The following is an 18,276-nucleotide window of genomic DNA, read 5'->3' as shown; positions in this document are numbered from 1 at the left end:
AAGGCAAGCATTCTGGAGTTGACGTCCGTCACCTGCGGGTCTGGCTGCTTCTGCCGCGCGGGCGTAGGCTCTGGAGGACCATGACCGAGCAGCAGCCCTACGAACTTGTCCGGCGCTACCCGCACTTCGAGTTGCGCCGCTATCCCGATTACGCCGTGGCCGAGGTGAGGGTCAGGGCAGCCTTCGACCGCGCGGGCAACGTCGCGTTCCGTCGCCTCTTCAACTACATCAGCGGGAACAACAGGGCCGGCCAGAAGCTGGCCATGACCGCTCCGGTGATCCAGGAGGGCGGGGCGCCGCAGAAGCTCGCGATGACCGCCCCCGTGCTGCAAAGCGGCCCCTTCGTCGGGGAGCCCAACGCACCCGCGGAATACGTTGTGGCCTTCGTGCTCCCTGCGGGTACGCAGGCGGAAACGGCTCCGCCCCCACGGACCCCAAAGTGATAGTGGGGGCAGTGCCCGGGTCCCTTGCTGCGGCGGCGCGCTTCTCCGGCAGCGGCTCACGCCGTGCGTTTGAACGCCATACGGAGGGGCTGCTGGCAGCGATCGCCCTGGCCGGGCTGGCTCCGGTGGGCCCTCCCCGGTTCGCCCGCTTTGATCCGCCGTTCAAGCCCTGGTTCCTGCGCCGCAACGAGGTGGTCCAGGACGTCGCGGGACCCTAGGCGGGGCGCGCTCCCGGGCGGGAAGAACCCTGCGAGACTTGAAGCCGATTCACCGACGAAAGCAGGATCCCTTGATCACTCTTCAGCAGGACGCGGACGGCTTCGTCCGGATGACCCGGCACTACCCGGCCAGCGTCCGCATCCGGATTGACTTCGCCGACGGCAGCACCGGGGAATTCTCGGGCAGGCACTCAACAAGGCCTATGACGCCGCACTCGCGGAATTCAGGGCGAAGAACGGCCTCGACGCGCGGGGATTCGACCGGACGAAGGCCGGGCGCAAGAACCCGGGCAACAAGGTGGACTTCGTTCCGGTGCATCCCGGCATGGGGAGTAGGGGAACGTGCCGCCGGTCCTCAACCAAGGGAGTAGCCATGGCACCAACCGCCGCTGCTGTCCTGCATGACGGCAGCACCATTCCCGTCACCATCCAGGGGACCGGGCCGGACCTCCTGCTGCCGGTGCCCCTGGCTGGACACTCGGCGGAGGAAGCCGAAACCATCCGGCAGTGGGGCGCGGACCCGGACTTGGGGCCGAACCTGGTCCAGGGGCTTTCCGCGGCGAACCGGGTGATCGCCGTGGACTACGAGGCGCACCGGATGGCCTTCCCGGCCCCGGACACGCTGACCCCTGGGAACGTGACCGCCGACCTTCTTGCCATCGCCGACGCCGCCGTATCAACCACCTTCGCCTACTACGGCTACTCCTGTTGGGACTGTGCGGCCTCCAGCTCGCCCTCCGGACCGACCGGCTCGGCGCTCTTGCCATGGGAGGGTTTCCGCCCCTCGACGGGCCGTACAAAAGCATGCTGGCCGTGACCCGTGCCGCCCACCAGGCAGCGGTACGGGACGCCGCGGCGCGGACAGCCGGGGAGCCGCCGGTGCCCGCCGCGGAGGTTGAACCCGGCGACTGGGACTCGGCCTCCATCCAAACCAACGCGGACCAGACCCGCCAGTTCCTCACCCTCTACGAGGCCCTGCATGATTTCGACGACGCCGCGGCCCCGGTCCCGCGCGGCCTGCCGCGGCTGGCCTTCGCCGGAGCGGAAGACCGGATTGACTACTCGCCGCAGTGGGGCGGGGTGCAGGTGCGGATCGGTGACCCGCTGGCCACCCATGAGCACGAGCTCGTCCAGGCCGGCTGGGACGTCCGGGTCCTGCCGGGCCTGGACCACCTCGGGGCGATGCAGAGCTCGGTTGTCCTGCCGCTTCTCACGGACTGGCTCCGGAAAGTGGGCTGGGCAGCCTGAACCGCCCCCGGCCCGCCGCCGTGGAACGCGCCAGTCCACTCGGTTTTGGTCAGGCGCGTTCCACCGGCATCCACAGCTCGCAGGTTGCGGTGCTGAAGTCGGCGGCGCGCTCCAGGACAGCCACGATGGAGGGTCCGGGCCTCAGCTGCCACGGGTTGGAGGGGAACCAGTCGGCGGCGGTCGCCGCCCACGCGGACTGCAGGGCCGCCGGGTAGGGTCCCGCAATGCGGAACACCGCCCAGGTGCCCGCTGAAACCTCGATTGCATCAAGGTCCTCCGGTACAGGCGTCGCAGTGCCCACGGCGACGCCGTGGAGGTAGGTCAATTCGCTGCCCTCCGTGTAATCAGGGTCCACGTCCGCGCTCACCTGGAGCAGCCCTGCCGGCTCGGTGTCGCTCAGTGCCTTGAGGCGGAGGTGCTCGGATGCTGGCAGTGAAGCGATGTGCTCCTGGATCCGCGGATTGACGCCGTGGTGGATGAGCGGAACGCGGGCCGAGTGGCCGACGAGCCGGAAGGCGGGGCGGTCTGTGATGCGGGTGTCCAACGGGTTGTTCCCTTCTACGATCAGGCGGAACCTGAGCTGCGGTTGTGTGCGAAGGGGGCCGCCGTTCCGGCGAACCTCGCCGGGGCCGGCACCATGTACCGCCCGGAAGGCCCGGCTGAATGCCTCCGTTGAGCCGTAGCCATAGCGGACGGCGATGCCCAGCAGGTCGCCGTCGCCCAGGACCTCGGCGGCGGCGACTGCCATCCGGCGCCGCCGGACATACTCTGACAGAGGCATGCCCGCCAGTGACGAGAACATCCGGCGCAGGTGGTACTCGCTGGTGCCGAGGCTGCCCGACAGGCCGGCGAGGTCCAGTTCCTCGGTCAGGTGGTCCTCAATGAGTCCTACCAGCCGGTTGAGAATTCCGATCACCGTTACCCCTTTCCCTTCAATCCTGTTCACGGGCACCGGCTCCGCCCGACTATCCGTGCCCGATTCAATCGGGTCGGCTCCTCGCCGTCCACTGTGCTGCAGCCCACAGGAAGTATTTACGACGGCGGGTGGTGGTTTGGGGGTTGTGGTGGGTGGTTTTGGCGCGTGTTTCCGGGGTTTTGGTGGTGTGGTGGGGCCGGGTTGCGGTGGGGTTGGCGGGGGTGTATTGTTTTCTGAGTCGCCGCGAGGGAGACAGCGAAGAGCTGGTTACCGCGGGCGGCCAAACCCCCCTAAAACTAAGACCAAAACTGGTGGCTCGTCAGGGCGCCGGAAACTGGTTGGGGGCGGTTTGAGAGGGACGCGGATCGCGGAAACGCTGATTTGCAAAGTTCTTTGAAAGCCGGTAACTTTGAAAAGTTGCTCCGGAGCGATCCGCTGGCTGTGATGCTGGTGGTGGTGCCGGGTGTGTCTGTTGTTTGAGAACTCAATAGTGTGCCAAGTTTGTTGATACCGATTATGTAATGTGATTGGTTGAATTGCCGGATCGTGCCGCCCCTGTGGCATTGGTTTGGTTTTACAGCTGGTTTCAAATTTTGTGCATCCTTTGCTGGTGTTATTTCCACTGGTTTTGGTTGTGTCTGTTTTTGTTTTTCTTCAACGGAGAGTTTGATCCTGGCTCAGGATGAACGCTGGCGGCGTGCTTAACACATGCAAGTCGAACGATGACCCGGTGCTTGCACCGGTGATTAGTGGCGAACGGGTGAGTAACACGTGAGTAACCTGCCCTTGACTCTGGGATAAGCCTGGGAAACTGGGTCTAATACCGGATATGACCTTCCATCGCATGGTGGTTGGTGGAAAGCTTTTGTGGTTTTGGATGGACTCGCGGCCTATCAGCTTGTTGGTGAGGTAATGGCTTACCAAGGCGACGACGGGTAGCCGGCCTGAGAGGGTGACCGGCCACACTGGGACTGAGACACGGCCCAGACTCCTACGGGAGGCAGCAGTGGGGAATATTGCACAATGGGCGCAAGCCTGATGCAGCGACGCCGCGTGAGGGATGACGGCCTTCGGGTTGTAAACCTCTTTCAGTAGGGAAGAAGCGAAAGTGACGGTACCTGCAGAAGAAGCGCCGGCTAACTACGTGCCAGCAGCCGCGGTAATACGTAGGGCGCAAGCGTTATCCGGAATTATTGGGCGTAAAGAGCTCGTAGGCGGTTTGTCGCGTCTGCCGTGAAAGTCCGGGGCTCAACTCCGGATCTGCGGTGGGTACGGGCAGACTAGAGTGATGTAGGGGAGACTGGAATTCCTGGTGTAGCGGTGAAATGCGCAGATATCAGGAGGAACACCGATGGCGAAGGCAGGTCTCTGGGCATTAACTGACGCTGAGGAGCGAAAGCATGGGGAGCGAACAGGATTAGATACCCTGGTAGTCCATGCCGTAAACGTTGGGCACTAGGTGTGGGGGACATTCCACGTTTTCCGCGCCGTAGCTAACGCATTAAGTGCCCCGCCTGGGGAGTACGGCCGCAAGGCTAAAACTCAAAGGAATTGACGGGGGCCCGCACAAGCGGCGGAGCATGCGGATTAATTCGATGCAACGCGAAGAACCTTACCAAGGCTTGACATGGACCGGACCGCCGCAGAAATGTGGTTTCCCCTTTGGGGCTGGTTTACAGGTGGTGCATGGTTGTCGTCAGCTCGTGTCGTGAGATGTTGGGTTAAGTCCCGCAACGAGCGCAACCCTCGTTCTATGTTGCCAGCACGTGATGGTGGGGACTCATAGGAGACTGCCGGGTCAACTCGGAGGAAGGTGGGGACGACGTCAAATCATCATGCCCCTTATGTCTTGGGCTTCACGCATGCTACAATGGCCGGTACAAAGGGTTGCGATACTGTGAGGTGGAGCTAATCCCAAAAAGCCGGTCTCAGTTCGGATTGGGGTCTGCAACTCGACCCCATGAAGTCGGAGTCGCTAGTAATCGCAGATCAGCAACGCTGCGGTGAATACGTTCCCGGGCCTTGTACACACCGCCCGTCAAGTCACGAAAGTTGGTAACACCCGAAGCCGGTGGCCTAACCCCTTGTGGGAGGGAGCCGTCGAAGGTGGGACTGGCGATTGGGACTAAGTCGTAACAAGGTAGCCGTACCGGAAGGTGCGGCTGGATCACCTCCTTTCTAAGGAGCGCCTCACAATTATCATTCTCTGCTGTATGGCGGGGTGTGGTGTTGTCAGGAGTACGCCCGTTGCGCAGACGCAAGTTCTGCGGCGGGTGCTCATGGGTGGAATATCAACGAATAGGTGCCTGGTGGCACGGACCGTTTTGCTAGTACGGATGCATCCCCCTCTTTTGGGGTGTGTGTCCTGGAACGCTGGTGGTCTGGTTGCTGGCGGGTAGTGTTTGGCACACTGTTGGGTCCTGAGGCAACAGGGCCGGGGGGGGTTTTGGTTCCCCGGGGTTTGTTTGTTTCTGGTTTCCCTGCCACGTCGTTTCATGCGCTGTTGGCCTCCTTTTTTGTGGGGGGTTGGTGTGTGGGGTGTGTGGTGTGGGGTTGTTGTTTGAGAACTACATAGTGGACGCGAGCATCTTCCATGAGGAGCCTTTTGGGGTTTTCTTGTGGGAAAGCAATTTCCAAGAATTGGAACCTGGATCTGGCCGCATTGTTTGAGACTCTTTCGGGGGTTGATGGGGTGTGGACGGTTTCTGTGGTTCTCTCGAGTGTTTTTGTTGTTGATCTTTTGTGGTCAAGTTTTAAGAGCACACGGTGGATGCCTTGGCATTAGGAGCCGAAGAAGGACGTAGGAATCTGCGATAAGCCTGGGGGAGTCGATAACCGGACTGTGATCCCAGGGTGTCCGAATGGGGAAACCCCGCCAAGCGCGCGAGTGACTTGGTGACCCGTACCTGAACACATAGGGTGCGTGGAGGGAACGCGGGGAAGTGAAACATCTCAGTACCCGCAGGAAGAGAAAACAATAGTGATTCCGTTAGTAGTGGCGAGCGAACGCGGATCAGGCTAAACCGTTCCATGTGTGATAGCCGGCGGGCGTTGCATGGTCGGGGTTGTGGGACTTTCCATACCAGTTCTGCCGGGCTGGTGGGGTGTGATGTGCGCGCATAGGTGAACGGTTTTGAAAGGCCGGCCAGAGAGGGTGTTAGTCCCGTAACCGTAATGCGTTTGTGCCGCCTGTGAGAGTATCCCAAGTAGTACGGGGCCCGAGAAATCCCGTGCGAATCTGTCAGGACCACCTGATAAGCCTAAATACTCCCTAATGACCGATAGCGGACCAGTACCGTGAGGGAAAGGTGAAAAGTACCCCGGGAGGGGAGTGAAACAGTACCTGAAACCGTGTGCTTACAATCCGTCGGAGCAGTCGCGAGTAATCGCATAGTAACTGTGACGGCGTGCCTTTTGAAGAATGAGCCTGCGAGTTAGTGTTACGTCGCGAGGTTAACCCGTGTGGGGCAGCCGTAGCGAAAGCGAGTCTGAATAGGGCGTGTGAGTGGCGTGATCTAGACCCGAAGCGAAGTGATCTACCCATGGCCAGGTTGAAGCGACGGTAAGACGTCGTGGAGGACCGAACCCACTTCAGTTGAAAATGGAGGGGATGAGCTGTGGGTAGGGGTGAAAGGCCAATCAAACTTCGTGATAGCTGGTTCTCCCCGAAATGCATTTAGGTGCAGCGTTGCGTGTTTCTTGCTGGAGGTAGAGCTACTGGATGGCTAATGGGCCTACAAGGTTACTGACGTCAGCCAAACTCCGAATGCCGGTAAGTGAGAGCGCAGCAGTGAGACTGTGGGGGATAAGCTTCATAGTCGAGAGGGAAACAGCCCAGACCACCAACTAAGGCCCCTAAGCGTGTGCTAAGTGGGAAAGGATGTGGAGTTGCTCAGACAACCAGGAGGTTGGCTTAGAAGCAGCCATCCTTAAAGAGTGCGTAATAGCTCACTGGTCAAGTGATTCCGCGCCGACAATGTAGCGGGGCTCAAGTACACCGCCGAAGTTGTGGCATTCACACATGTTCTAAGCCTTTGTGGTTCAGGAGTGTGGATGGGTAGGGGAGCGTCGTGTGGGCAGTGAAGTCGCGGTGGAAACCAGCGGTGGAGCCTACACGAGTGAGAATGCAGGCATGAGTAGCGAAAGACGGGTGAGAAACCCGTCCGCCGGATGATCAAGGGTTCCAGGGTCAAGCTAATCTGCCCTGGGTAAGTCGGGACCTAAGGCGAGGCCGACAGGCGTAGTCGATGGACAACGGGTTGATATTCCCGTACCGGCGAAAAACCGCCCATGTTGAACAGGGGATACTAACTGCCCGAAACCTGCCCGACACCCCTTGTGGGTGAAGGGTTTTGGTGGAGCGCAGGACCTGATCCTGGGAGGCAAGCGTATTAACAGGTGTGACGCAGGAAGGTAGCCGAGCCGGGCGATGGTTGTCCCGGTCTAAGGATGTAGGGCGAGTGGTAGGCAAATCCGCCACTCATAATGCCTGAGATCTGATGGGACCCCCGTTTGGGGGGATTTGGTGATCCTATGCTGCCGAGAAAAGCATCGACGCGAGGTTTTAGCCGCCCGTACCCCAAACCGACACAGGTGATCAGGTAGAGAATACTAAGGCGATCGAGAGAATTATGGTTAAGGAACTCGGCAAAATGCCCCCGTAACTTCGGGAGAAGGGGGGCCCCAACCTTGAACGGACCATGCGTCCGGGAGGGGGATCGGGGCCGCAGAGACCAGGGGGAAGCGACTGTTTACTAAAAACACAGGTCCGTGCGAAGTCGCAAGACGATGTATACGGACTGACTCCTGCCCGGTGCTGGAAGGTTAACAGGACCGGTTAGCCGCAAGGCGAAGCTGAGAATTTAAGCCCCAGTAAACGGCGGTGGTAACTATAACCATCCTAAGGTAGCGAAATTCCTTGTCGGGTAAGTTCCGACCTGCACGAATGGAGTAACGACTTCCCCGCTGTCTCAACCATAAACTCGGCGAAATTGCAGTACGAGTAAAGATGCTCGTTACGCGCAGCAGGACGGAAAGACCCCGAGACCTTTACTATAGTTTGGTATTGGTGTTCGGAGTGGCTTGTGTAGGATAGGTGGGAGACGTTGAAGCCCGGACGCCAGTTCGGGTGGAGTCATCGTTGAAATACCACTCTGGTCACTTTGGACATCTAACTTCGGCCCGTAATCCGGGTCAGGGACAGTGCCTGATGGGTAGTTTAACTGGGGCGGTTGCCTCCTAAAAAGTAACGGAGGCGCCCAAAGGTTCCCTCAGCCTGGTTGGCAATCAGGTGTCGAGTGTAAGTGCACAAGGGAGCTTGACTGTGAGAGAGACATCTCGAGCAGGGACGAAAGTCGGGACTAGTGATCCGGCGGTACATTGTGGAATGGCCGTCGCTCAACGGATAAAAGGTACCTCGGGGATAACAGGCTGATCTTGCCCAAGAGTCCATATCGACGGCATGGTTTGGCACCTCGATGTCGGCTCGTCGCATCCTGGGGCTGGAGTAGGTCCCAAGGGTTGGGCTGTTCGCCCATTAAAGCGGTACGCGAGCTGGGTTTAGAACGTCGTGAGACAGTTCGGTCCCTATCCGCTGCGCGCGCAGGAAATTTGAGAAGGGCTGTCCTTAGTACGAGAGGACCGGGACGGACGAACCTCTGGTGTGTCAGTTGTACTGCCAAGTGCACCGCTGATTAGCTACGTTCGGATGGGATAACCGCTGAAAGCATCTAAGCGGGAAGCTCGCTTCAAGATGAGATTTCCATACACCCTCGGGTGTGAGAGGCCCCCAGCCAGACCACTGGGTTGATAGGCCGGATGTGGAAGCGAGGACTAACGACTCGTGAAGCTGACCGGTACTAATAGGCCAACAACTTACACCACAAACAAAACACAACTGCTTGCGTCCACTATGTGGTTCCCAACCAACAACCCAACACAACGGGAAACGGTTGAAGGAACCAACCAATAATTGAATACAACACCACAGCTCCCTAACCGGAGCACGTTGTAACCACAAAAGATTTCCCACACCACCGTCACCGGTGGTGACGGGTCGAAGGGTTACGGCGGTCATAGCGTGGGGGAAACGCCCGGTCCCATTCCGAACCCGGAAGCTAAGACCCACAGCGCCGATGGTACTGCACCCGGGAGGGTGTGGGAGAGTAGGACACCGCCGGACAACACATCACGGTCGAGGCCCCAACCAAATGGTTGGGGCCTCCCGCGATTAAAACCACCAAACCCCCGGCGAGTGGGTTTTGAAACCGCCCGCAGCGCAGGATTGGCGCAGGAGTCGGGAAGATTTGGCTGAGGTCGGCGGAAAAGGGGCCCTTTCAGCCAATGCAGGCACGTAGGCTCGTCGCTGGCGTGAGCAGTCAAGCGAACTCCGCCGCCCATCATCGCGCACACAACCTGGGAAAATCCATGTCCAGCCACACCACCTTGCCCGCCGCCACGCTGCCGTCGCCCGCGCAACGCGGCTGGGCCGCCGTCGTGCTTGCCCTTGTCCTTGCATTCCTCACCCCAGGGATGCCGGCAGTTGCCGTTGACACCCAGGACGCCACAGCCGCGCAGCCGGCGGAGGGCGTTGACGCTGCGGACCTCCTCGCTACCCTGCCCGTCAAAGGCAGGGCGCCGAAGACGGGGTACGAGCGCTCCCTATCCGGGGCCACCTGGGCGGATGTTGACCAGAACGGCTGCGACACCCGTAACGACATCCTCAACCGGGATCTGACGGACATCACTTACGTGAACAGCGTGCCGTGCAAGGTGCAATCAGGACTGTTGGCCGACCCCTACACCGCAACCCTCATCAGCTTCGTGCGGGGACAACCACCAGCAGCGCCGTCCAGATCGACCACGTGGTCGCGCTCAGCGACGCCTGGCAGAAAGGTGCCCAGCAGCTCACCACGGAACAGCGGACAGCCTTCGCCAATGACCCGCTGAACCTGCAGGCAACGGACGGCGCCACCAACCAGCAAAAGGGCGACGGCGACGCCGCCACCTGGCTGCCGCCCAGCAAGGACTTCCGGTGCGAATATGTCGCGCGGCAGGTGTCGGTGAAGGCGCGGTACAGCTTGTGGGTGACACAGGCTGAACACGACGCGTTCGCCGGTATCCTTGCCGGCTGCCCCGGCCAGCTGGCACCCACGTCCGCCGGGACCGGCCCCGCTGCCATGTACTACGCCAGCTGCGCGGACGTGGTGGCTGCCGGAGCAGCACCGCTGTACGCCGGTTCCCCCGGCTACCGTTCCGGACTCGATGGCGATTCCGACGGCGTGGCCTGCGAGGGGTAGCGTTTGGCTGGCCCACCGCCTGCTGCCACGGGCCGCGATAGCTTGAGCAGCAGCAGTGTCCGCGGGACGGGCCAGGCGATGGCCAGGGCGAGCGCCGGCACCAGGAAGAGTCCGACGTCGGGAAACTGCCGGATCACCACCAGCAGGTGCGTATCGAACCTGGCAGGGGCGTAGTCCAGGCACAGCCAAAGGACGAAGGCGTCGAGGGCGAGGGCGGCCAGCACGTAGGCGACGGGGAAGCGCGCAGGTCGCTGCCGCAGCAGGTACCGCGCGCCCAGCCAGAGGCTCAGCAACTCCGCGAGCAGCAGGACCAGGGCCACCGCCCAGCTGTATCGCTGGAGCCAGTCCTCGTGGATGACGGCCGGCACCGGCTCCTGGCCGTGGAGGATGCGCAGGACATTTGTGTCGATGGCCTTCAGCCGTGACGGTGCGGCGGCGTCGTTGGCATTGATGACCAGCGCGACGCCCAGGCCCGAGGACGGGACCATGCCCAGATAGGTGTGGCTGTTGCCCCACTCGCCCTGGTGCTCAAGGAGCCGGGGCAGCGCCGTCTCGGGTACGGCCGAGCCAGGGCCAGCGGACTCCACCAGCGGGCGGGTGTACCAGCCCATCGCGTACTCCTTGGACCCTTCGACCTGCACACGCGGTTCGAACATCGTCTCCACGCTCCCGGGCCGAAGGACCTGGGCGGTACCGTAACGGCCGCCGTCGAGCAGTGCGATCAGCTCATGGCCCAAGTCCTCCGCGGATGAGTACAGCGTGGAGGAGGGCATCCCGGACGAGGGAGCGGGCACGTCCGTCTGGCGCCAGGAGGAGCCGAACCAGCGTGAGTAGCCGGCTGCGGCGTTTCCGGCGCGGGCGGCGGCGCGGGTCGGGTGGCTGTTCGCCATGTCCAGCGGCCCGAAGACGTGGTCCTCCAGGTACTGCCCGAACGGCTGGCCGGAGACCGTCTGCACCAGCAGGCCCAGGATGTTGTAGTTGGCGTTGGCGTAGTGGAAGGTCTCGCCCGGATTCCTGGCCAAGGGGGCATCGGCCAGGGCCCGGACGCTTTCCTCCAAGGCCTCCGGGCCCTGTTCGAGGGAGGCTTCGAAGGCGGTGTCCCTGGACGCCATGCCGCTGGCCTGGTGCAGCAGGTGCCGCACCGTGATGGACGCAGACCGGCTGTCATCAAGCGTGAACCAGGGCAGGTAGGTCTGTGCCGGCTCATCCAGCCGCAGCCGGCCGGCCTCCACCTGCTGCATCACCGCGATCGCGGTCAGGGACTTGCTGGTGGACGCGAGCAGGACCGGCGTCCGGACTGTCATGGGCCGTCCGGAGTCATCGGCGCGGCCGAATGCGGCCGAGTGCACCTGCTTCCCGTCTCTTACGACGGCGACGGCGGCACCGGGGATTCCGAGGGCATCGATTTGCTCCCGGAGGAAGGCATCGAGGGTTTTATGGGTCCGTTCCGCGGTGGCGGGCTCTGCGGCGGGAGCCGAGGCAGCAGGCGAGGGGGCGGCAAGACCGAAGCCCAGCAGGCACAGGAGGAGGCAGCGTGACCACACCCCATGAGTCCGCATGCCCGCACCTGCACTTCGGCCGCTTTTCCCTTCACGGTAGGGCGCACCAAAGGCGAAGACAAGCATTACCCGGCCCAGCGGATACCCCAATTGTTAAGCCCAAAAACCCAAGTGCGACAAGCAGGATCAAGATCAGCTCAAGGGCTGCTCAATCTTCAGCGAGGAAAACAGGAATACGGGAATTCCTTACGGCAGTGCCAATAGGCTCAACGGCGAATCATTTGTCGCGTTTAGCAGCAAGCCCGGCAATTGCGGGGCCTTTTCGGGCTCAGATAAATGGGGAAATGATGTCCGAATACCAGACCCTAAGGGGTCCTTATCAACCTGCGCCCAGACCGCCGCGCAAACCGCTCGCCTCCACGATCATTGTTGGAGTTATTACCGCCCTTTTTTATGCTGTTGGGGGCGCTGAGCAGTGGACTTGGCGGTGCTCTGGTGTTCCTGGCCATCTCGGTCGGGCTCACAGGCCTGTACGTCCTCCTGACCGGACGCCGTTCCTGGGCGTGGCTGCCTGCCACACGGAAGGCCGGCGCCGTCGCACTCGCCACGTCGTTCGCCCTCCTCCTCGCCGGCGGCGCAACCATGCCGCGTGTTTCCACCGAGGACCTGGAAGCTGCCGCCTCGGGAAGCACCGCGTCGGCCGCCGCAGCCACGGCGAGGCCAACCGCCACAGCCAGTGCGGCGCCGTCGTCCGTTCCCACTGCCCAGGAGACGGGCGCACCGCTGGATCCGGAGACGCCGTACCTGGTGGCGCACGGCGTGCCGGTCACCGCTCCGAAGGAGCAGCCCGCGTTCGCCACCCGGGCGATCGACCTGCTGGCCACCCTTCCCATCAAGGGCAGGGCGCCGAAGACGGGGTACGACCGGGCGCTGTTCGGCCATGCGTGGGCGGACGTGGACCGCAACGGCTGCGACACCCGCAACGACATGCTCAAGCGTGACCTCACGGCCCTCAGCTACGTGAACAGCGTCCCGTGTAAGGTGAAGTCGGGCATGCTCGATGACCCGTATACGGGCAGGAGCATCAGTTTCCTGCGCGGGCAGGCCACCAGCAGTGCCGTCCAGATCGACCATGTGGTGGCACTCAGCGATGCGTGGCAGAAGGGCGCCCAGCAACTGACCACGGAACAGCGGACTGCGTTCGCCAATGACCCGCTGAACCTGCAGGCGACGGACGGCCCCACCAACCAGAAAAAAGGGCGACGGCGACGCCGCCACCTGGCTGCCGCCGAACAAGGGCTTCCGGTGCGAGTACGTCGCCCGGCAGATTTCCGTGAAGGCCACCTACGGGCTGTGGGTCACCCAGGCGGAGCACGACGCCATGGCCCGGATCCTGGCCGACTGCAGCGGACAGCTGGCGCCGACCAACGCCCAGCCTCCAGCCCCTTCACCGGCACCGGTTCCGGCGGAGCCTGCACCGGCGGCTGCGGCACCAGCTCCCGTGGCTCCGGCTCCCGCACCCGTTGCTCCGGCTCCGGCTCCGGCTGCACCCGCACTTGCACCTGCCCCGGTTGCTCCCGCACCCGTTGTTCCGGCGCCCGCTCCTGCTGCCGCTTACTACGCCAACTGTGCCGCCGCCAGGGCAGCCGGCGCCGCGCCGCTGTACGCCGGCCAGGCCGGTTACCGCGCCGGGCTGGACCGCGACCTCGACGGCGTGGCCTGCGAGTAGCCGGCCCATCTGTTGTGGGGTTTCGCTCGCCCCAACTGCATCACCATCACAAACATTCCTAGGGGGAAAATGACACTCAATCCGCAGGCTCCGCGAGGAGCCGTGAAGAAGACGCTGGCAGTTGTTGTGCTTGCCGGCCTGATGCTGACGGGCTGCGGCAGCAAGCAGGAGGCAACAGAACCGGCGTCGGCGGCAACTGCTGTGGCCACGGCTGCGGCCAAAGTCACCGTTCCCGGAGTCGTGGGCCTGACCCTCGACAAGGCAACGGAGCAGTTGGAAGACCTCGGATTTGAGGTCGAGGCCAAGGACATCGTGGACGGCAAGTCGATCGTCAAGAAGAGCAACTGGCAGGTCATCTCCCAGGACCCGGCTGAGAATGCCCAGGCTGAAGAGGGCTCCACCGTGAAGCTCGGGGTCAAGTCCCTCGAGAAGATCGAAGCGGAAAAGGCTGCTGCCGAGAAGGCCGCTGCAGACAAGGCGGCCGCCGAGCTGGCTGCGGCCCAGAAAGCAGCAGCTGAAAAGGCTGCCGCGGACGCCGCTGCTGCAGCGCAGGCGGCAGCGGAGCAGGCTGCACGGGACGCCGCAGCCCGCCAGGCCGTCCCGGTACCGGCACCTGCCGCTCCGGTTGCACCCGCCCCGGCACCGGCTCCGGCGGCTCCGGTAGCTCCCGCTCCGGCTGCCGTCTACTACGCAAACTGCGCTGCCGCCAAGGCAGCAGGCGCAGCGCCTCTGTATGCGGGTCAGCCAGGCTACCGTCCGGCTATGGATGGCGACTCAGACGGGGTGGCCTGCGAGCGCTAGACAAAAACACGAATGCCGTGGATACCAGCAAAGGTATCCACGGCATTCGTGGTTTAAAGCCCGTTCCGCACTACCGCTCCCTGCGCCACCACCACCCGCACCTGCTCCAGCGCCGAGGCACTGGCCAGCGGATCGGCGTCGACCACGATCGCATCGGCCTGTGCGCCGCGGACCAAGCGGCCGACGTCGCGCACGCCCAGCAGGCGGGCTGCGTGGGTGGTGGCCGCCTGCAGCGCCTCCAGCGGTGACAGCCCGGCTTCGGCGAGCAGCCGCGCCTCGGTGCCGATCGGGGTGACATCGGTGCCGAAGGAGTCCGTGCCGGCCACGATGGTTACGCCGGCCTCCTTCGCCGCCAGCACTGCCGCCTGCAGGACGGGCGTGTATTCCTGGCCGCGGGCCGCCAGGACCGGGTTGGGCGAGGACGCCATGCTGGTGATCGCATCCATCGTGGGCGTGAAGTACGTGCCGCGGCGCGCCATCTCCGCGATGGTTTCCTCGGACACGAACACGCCGTGCTCGATGCTGCGCACCCCGGCCCGGACGGCGCCGTCGATCCCCTCGGCGCTGTACGCGTGGCACAGGACGCCCGCGCCGTTGGCAGCCTTGACCACGGCTGACAGCTGCTCCCGGTTGTACACCAGCTCGCGCGGGTCCTGCTCGGGAAGGCCTGCGCGCGGATTGGCGCGGGTCTTGATGACCTGCGCACCGCGGGCGAGGTTCACGCGCGTGAGGTACGCCAGGTCGGCCGGCTCGCGGACGCCCGCGGGCAAGGTGGCGAGCGGGGCGAGGTCCGGATCGGCCAGCAGCGAGTCGCCGAGGTCGGGGGAGACGAACAGCCCGGCCGGCGTCATCCGCGGCGAGACACCCGGCGCCCAGCCCGGCAGCGCCGCCAGCGCCACGTCCTGGTAGAAGCTGCTCGACCCGCTCCGGACACTGGTCGCGCCGCCCTGCAGGATGAGCCGGGCGTCGGCCAGCGCGTTGGCGTGGACGTGCACGTCCACCAGCCCCGGCAGCACCCAGCGGCCGGTGGCGTTCAGCACCCGGGCACGGCCCGCGACGGCGGCAACGGCCCTCCGCGTTTCGTCGCGCGTTCCGACGGCGGCCACCTTGCCGCCGTCGAGCACCAGCACGCCGTCCTCCACAGCGTCGCCGGTCAGGGGGTCGACGACGGTGCCGCCTTCGATGACCAGCGGCGGATAGGTGAGGGGCCGGCCGTGGTAGTTGGGACCGGCCGGCTGGCCGGCGCGTGCGGCGGAAGCACCGCCAAGCTGGGCAGCGACGCTGGCGACGGAAATGCCTGCGAGGGCTGCGGCGCCGGCGAGGATGCCGCGGCGGGGAAGCTTTGATGACGGCGTGGGCGCCGAAGTGTGGTCATGAAGGCACATCGTTGTCTCCTTTGGGTTGCCACGGGAAAGGCGGCTCCGGACGATGCTACTGGCTGGGCACTGGCGGCTGAAGGCCTACTCCCTGGTAGGCGGCCGAAGTCCGGGATACCAAACACCGGTTCTCTCCTGACCCGCCGGCCGCAGGCGCAGTGAACCCCGTACAGGGCTACCGCGGGCCCGGCGGGACTTCTAGGGTGGGGTCATGGCTGATACATTCGCGTCCCTGATCGAATCGTTCAAGAACATCGGCGTCGCCCGGGCGTATGGAGCCCCGGTCCAGCTCGGAGGGGAGGAGGTCATCCCGGTGGCCCTGGTGTCGTTCGGCTTTGGAGGCGGCGGCGAGGCCGGGCAGGAGGGCGCGTCCGGCGGCGGGGGAGGCGGCATGGTCCTGCCGCTGGGTGTGTACCGGAATGTCGGCGGGCAGGTGTCGTTCCGGCCGAACACCGTGGTGGCACTGTTCTGCCTGGTGCCGGTCATCACCGCGCTCGGCGGCGCGGTCCGCAGGGCAATCCGCGCGGCCAAGGCGTAAAGAGGGGGACCGATGAAAACCAGTGAGCTGCTGCTGGACGCGTTCGGCAGGATCCGGGAGACCGTGGAAGCCACGCTGGAGGGGCTCGACGGCGCTTCCCTCGCCCGGCGCCCGGCCGGTACGGGGAACTCATCGCCTGGCTCATCTGGCACCTTGGCCGGGTGGAGGATGCGCAGGTCGCTGACGCGGCCGGGCTGGAGCAGGTCTGGACGGGGCAGGGGTTCGTGAAGCGCTTTGGCCTGCCGCTGCCGGAACGGGACACCGGCTACGGCCACTCAAGCGAACAGGTGGACGCGGTGCAGGCGGAAGCGGAACTGCTGCTGGAGTACTACGACGCCGTGCACCGGCAGACCAAGGACTTCCTTGAAGGACTCGGCGACGGGGACCTGGACCGCATTGTGGATAGGCGCTGGGATCCGCCCGTCACGCTCGGCGTCCGGCTGGTCAGCACACTGGCCGACTGCCTCCAGCACGTGGGCCAGGCCGCCTACGCCAAGGGGCTCCGTTAGCACCGGTACGCCGGCGGCAGCCACAAAACAGCAACCAACCCCAGGAGACGTACATGGCAGCGATACGGCGTTTTGACCACATAGGCATCACCGTGGCCGACCTGAAGAAAGTCACCGAGTTCTTCGTCGGGCTGGGCCTCGAGGTGGAGGGCGGACCGATGGAACTCGAGGGCGCGTTCCTGGACACGGTGTGCGGCATCCCCAACTCCCGCACCGAGATTGTCATGCTGCGTCCGCCCGGCGGCGGAACCATGCTGGAGCTCGGAAGGTTCATCCGCCCCGGCCACCAGCCCGGATCACCTACGGCAATGGCCAACGAGCTGGGGCTGCGCAACATCTCCTTCGAGGTGGAGGACCTCAAAGGGACGGTGGACCGGCTGGCCGCGGAAGGCTACGGGCTGGTGGGCGGAATCGGCGAATACGAGAACACCTGGCGCATGGCCTACGTGCGCGGCCCGGAGGGGCTCATCGTCTCCCTCGCCGAACGGATCGGCTGACGAGCTACCACTGAACCGCGTACGCCTTCGGCAGCTTCAGCCCGCGTTCCTCCAGAAGCGTGCGTAGCCGCGTGGGGTAGTCGGTGATGATGCCGTCCACGCCCAGGTCCATCAGGCGCTCCATGTCCGCGGTGGTGTTGACGGTCCACGGGATGACGGGCAAGCCCAGTTCATGTGCCTCGGCGATCATCCCGGGGGTGACCGAACGGAACGTGGGGGAGACGACGTCGTACCCCTGCGCGGCTGCCGCCTTGGGAAGGGAACCGTCGTAGTCGTCGATGTCGATGCCGCCCAGGTTGCGGCTGGCGCCGGGCTGGCCGACGCCCATCCAGGCGTCCCCGCTGGAGAGGGCAACCAGCGGCAGTTCGGGTGCCAGTTCCTTGGTGAGGTTCAGCGATGACCAGTCGAAGGACTGCAGGGTGGTGCGGTCGGCCATGCCGGAGGCCTGGATCTCGGCCACCACGGCCCGGGTCAGGGACTCCATGCCGGCGCCGCCCACCTGGCTGCTCTCCACCTTGGTCTCCACGTTGAAACGGACCTTCGCGGCACCGGCGGCCTCGACCAGGTGGTAAACGTCCCGAAGTTCGGCGATCCGGTTGCCCTCGACGACGTCCTGCTCCGGGTAGCCGGCCAGCTGCACGTAACCGCAGTTGAGGGTCCTGATCTGCGCGAGCGACAGTTCAGCCACGCGGTCGCCGACGTAGGGGAACTCGGGGTCGCCGGCGCTGGCGGGTGCGGTGTCGATGCACTTGGCGGCCTGGATGGTGTCGTCGTGCCAGACGACCACCTTGCCGTCCTCGGTCAGGTGGGTGTCCAGCTCCAGGGTGGTCACGCCGAGCGCCAGCGAGTTGGCGAACGCGGCGAGGGATTCCTCGGTCCATTCGCCGCGGCCGCCGCGGTGGCTCTGCAGGTCGAACGAGCCGTTGCGTTCGTTCACCTGCAGGGCGGACGTGGCGGCTCCGGCAGCGTTCGACGGCGGCGTGCCGGCCTCGTCGCTCGGGGCGGCGACGGCGGGGCCCGCCATGGCGGCGATCAGCGCGGCGGCTGCCGCTGCGGTCAGGACTGTGCGCATGGGTGGTTTCCTCCAGCAAGAAACGGGGGCGGCCTGCAGGGCCGTTGACCCGTCCACGCTAGGGAGCGCAGATGGCACAAAAGGTGCGGGAAGTTGGAGGGGAGGTTAACACAGGATGGTTGCCTGGGGAGC

General features: G+C 64.2%; 11 protein-coding genes, 3 rRNA genes and 4 pseudogenes. 14 read left to right on the top strand and 4 right to left on the bottom strand.

Going from position 1 to position 18,276, the window contains the following annotated elements; translation table 11 throughout:
• Window positions 1–80 precede the first annotated feature (80 nt).
• The 4 genes and pseudogenes from ACPEE0_RS14950 (at window position 81) to ACPEE0_RS14935 (ending at window position 1,909) form a co-directional block, all read left to right on the top strand.
• Window positions 81–661 (top strand): annotated as a pseudogene (locus tag ACPEE0_RS14950) (SOUL family heme-binding protein).
• Between the two features lie 71 nt (window positions 662–732).
• Window positions 733–992 (top strand): annotated as a pseudogene (locus ACPEE0_RS14945) (hypothetical protein); the annotation flags it as partial.
• A 42-nt stretch (window positions 993–1,034) separates the two neighbouring features.
• Window positions 1,035–1,478, top strand: a complete 444-nt coding sequence (locus ACPEE0_RS14940) for a hypothetical protein (protein ID WP_424575338.1) — start codon at window positions 1,035–1,037, stop codon at window positions 1,476–1,478.
• The gene (locus ACPEE0_RS14935) at window positions 1,475–1,909 is read left to right on the top strand and encodes a hypothetical protein (RefSeq protein ID WP_424574775.1); all 435 of its coding nucleotides are present in this window, start codon (window positions 1,475–1,477) and stop codon (window positions 1,907–1,909) included. The genes ACPEE0_RS14940 and ACPEE0_RS14935 overlap by 4 nt, the downstream gene beginning before the upstream one ends.
• A 49-nt stretch (window positions 1,910–1,958) precedes the next feature.
• On the opposite strand, the gene ACPEE0_RS14930 is transcribed toward ACPEE0_RS14935, so the two are convergent.
• Complete coding sequence (locus ACPEE0_RS14930) at window positions 1,959–2,825, bottom strand: GyrI-like domain-containing protein (RefSeq protein WP_424574774.1); 867 nt, start codon at window positions 2,823–2,825, stop codon at window positions 1,959–1,961.
• 654 nt (window positions 2,826–3,479) lie between these two features.
• Here ACPEE0_RS14930 and ACPEE0_RS14925 point away from each other — a divergent pair.
• The 4 genes from ACPEE0_RS14925 (at window position 3,480) to ACPEE0_RS14910 (ending at window position 10,123) form a co-directional block, all read left to right on the top strand.
• Window positions 3,480–5,003, top strand: a 16S ribosomal RNA gene (locus ACPEE0_RS14925).
• A 565-nt stretch (window positions 5,004–5,568) separates the two neighbouring features.
• Window positions 5,569–8,709 (top strand): 23S ribosomal RNA (locus ACPEE0_RS14920).
• 180 nt (window positions 8,710–8,889) lie between these two features.
• Window positions 8,890–9,006 (top strand): 5S ribosomal RNA (gene rrf / locus ACPEE0_RS14915).
• The 16S, 23S and 5S rRNA genes sit together here, the layout of an rRNA operon.
• A 583-nt stretch (window positions 9,007–9,589) precedes the next feature.
• Window positions 9,590–10,123: a GmrSD restriction endonuclease domain-containing protein gene (locus ACPEE0_RS14910; RefSeq protein WP_424574773.1), complete on the top strand. Its 534-nt coding sequence runs from the start codon at window positions 9,590–9,592 to the stop codon at window positions 10,121–10,123.
• Here the strand turns inward: ACPEE0_RS14910 and ACPEE0_RS14905 are convergent.
• Window positions 10,072–11,682: a serine hydrolase domain-containing protein gene (locus tag ACPEE0_RS14905; protein ID WP_424574772.1), complete on the bottom strand. Its 1,611-nt coding sequence runs from the start codon at window positions 11,680–11,682 to the stop codon at window positions 10,072–10,074. The genes ACPEE0_RS14910 and ACPEE0_RS14905 overlap by 52 nt on opposite strands.
• Window positions 11,683–12,075: 393 nt before the next feature.
• Here ACPEE0_RS14905 and ACPEE0_RS14900 point away from each other — a divergent pair.
• From ACPEE0_RS14900 to ACPEE0_RS14890, 3 genes and pseudogenes are all read left to right on the top strand, one after another.
• A pseudogene (locus ACPEE0_RS14900) lies at window positions 12,076–12,819 on the top strand (calcium-binding protein); the annotation flags it as partial.
• 85 nt (window positions 12,820–12,904) lie between these two features.
• The gene (locus tag ACPEE0_RS14895; RefSeq protein WP_424575284.1) at window positions 12,905–13,351 is read left to right on the top strand and encodes an excalibur calcium-binding domain-containing protein; all 447 of its coding nucleotides are present in this window, start codon (window positions 12,905–12,907) and stop codon (window positions 13,349–13,351) included.
• Between the two features lie 69 nt (window positions 13,352–13,420).
• Entirely contained in the window at window positions 13,421–14,152 is a 732-nt protein-coding gene (locus tag ACPEE0_RS14890) for an excalibur calcium-binding domain-containing protein (protein ID WP_424574771.1), read from the top strand.
• A 53-nt stretch (window positions 14,153–14,205) separates the two neighbouring features.
• Here ACPEE0_RS14890 and ACPEE0_RS14885 read toward each other — a convergent pair whose 3' ends face one another.
• Entirely contained in the window at window positions 14,206–15,537 is a 1,332-nt protein-coding gene (locus tag ACPEE0_RS14885) for an amidohydrolase family protein (RefSeq protein ID WP_009358767.1), read from the bottom strand.
• Window positions 15,538–15,739: 202 nt separating this feature from the next.
• On the opposite strand from ACPEE0_RS14885, the gene ACPEE0_RS14880 reads away from it, so the two are divergent.
• The 3 genes and pseudogenes from ACPEE0_RS14880 (at window position 15,740) to ACPEE0_RS14870 (ending at window position 17,072) form a co-directional block, all read left to right on the top strand.
• The gene (locus tag ACPEE0_RS14880) at window positions 15,740–16,066 is read left to right on the top strand and encodes a hypothetical protein (RefSeq protein WP_009358766.1); all 327 of its coding nucleotides are present in this window, start codon (window positions 15,740–15,742) and stop codon (window positions 16,064–16,066) included.
• Window positions 16,067–16,078: 12 nt separating this feature from the next.
• Window positions 16,079–16,575 (top strand): annotated as a pseudogene (locus tag ACPEE0_RS14875) (mycothiol transferase).
• 53 nt (window positions 16,576–16,628) lie between these two features.
• Window positions 16,629–17,072, top strand: coding sequence for a VOC family protein (locus ACPEE0_RS14870; RefSeq protein ID WP_009358764.1), 444 nt, complete (start codon window positions 16,629–16,631; stop codon window positions 17,070–17,072).
• A 4-nt stretch (window positions 17,073–17,076) separates the two neighbouring features.
• On the opposite strand, the gene ACPEE0_RS14865 is transcribed toward ACPEE0_RS14870, so the two are convergent.
• The gene (locus ACPEE0_RS14865) at window positions 17,077–18,144 is read right to left on the bottom strand and encodes a glycerophosphodiester phosphodiesterase family protein (RefSeq protein ID WP_009358763.1); all 1,068 of its coding nucleotides are present in this window, start codon (window positions 18,142–18,144) and stop codon (window positions 17,077–17,079) included.
• Window positions 18,145–18,276: the final 132 nt, after the last annotated feature.

Source organism: Arthrobacter sp. SD76, from assembly GCF_049726125.1.
GTDB lineage: Bacteria > Actinomycetota > Actinomycetes > Actinomycetales > Micrococcaceae > Arthrobacter > Arthrobacter nitrophenolicus.
This window is presented reverse-complemented; position numbering and strand designations above follow the sequence as displayed.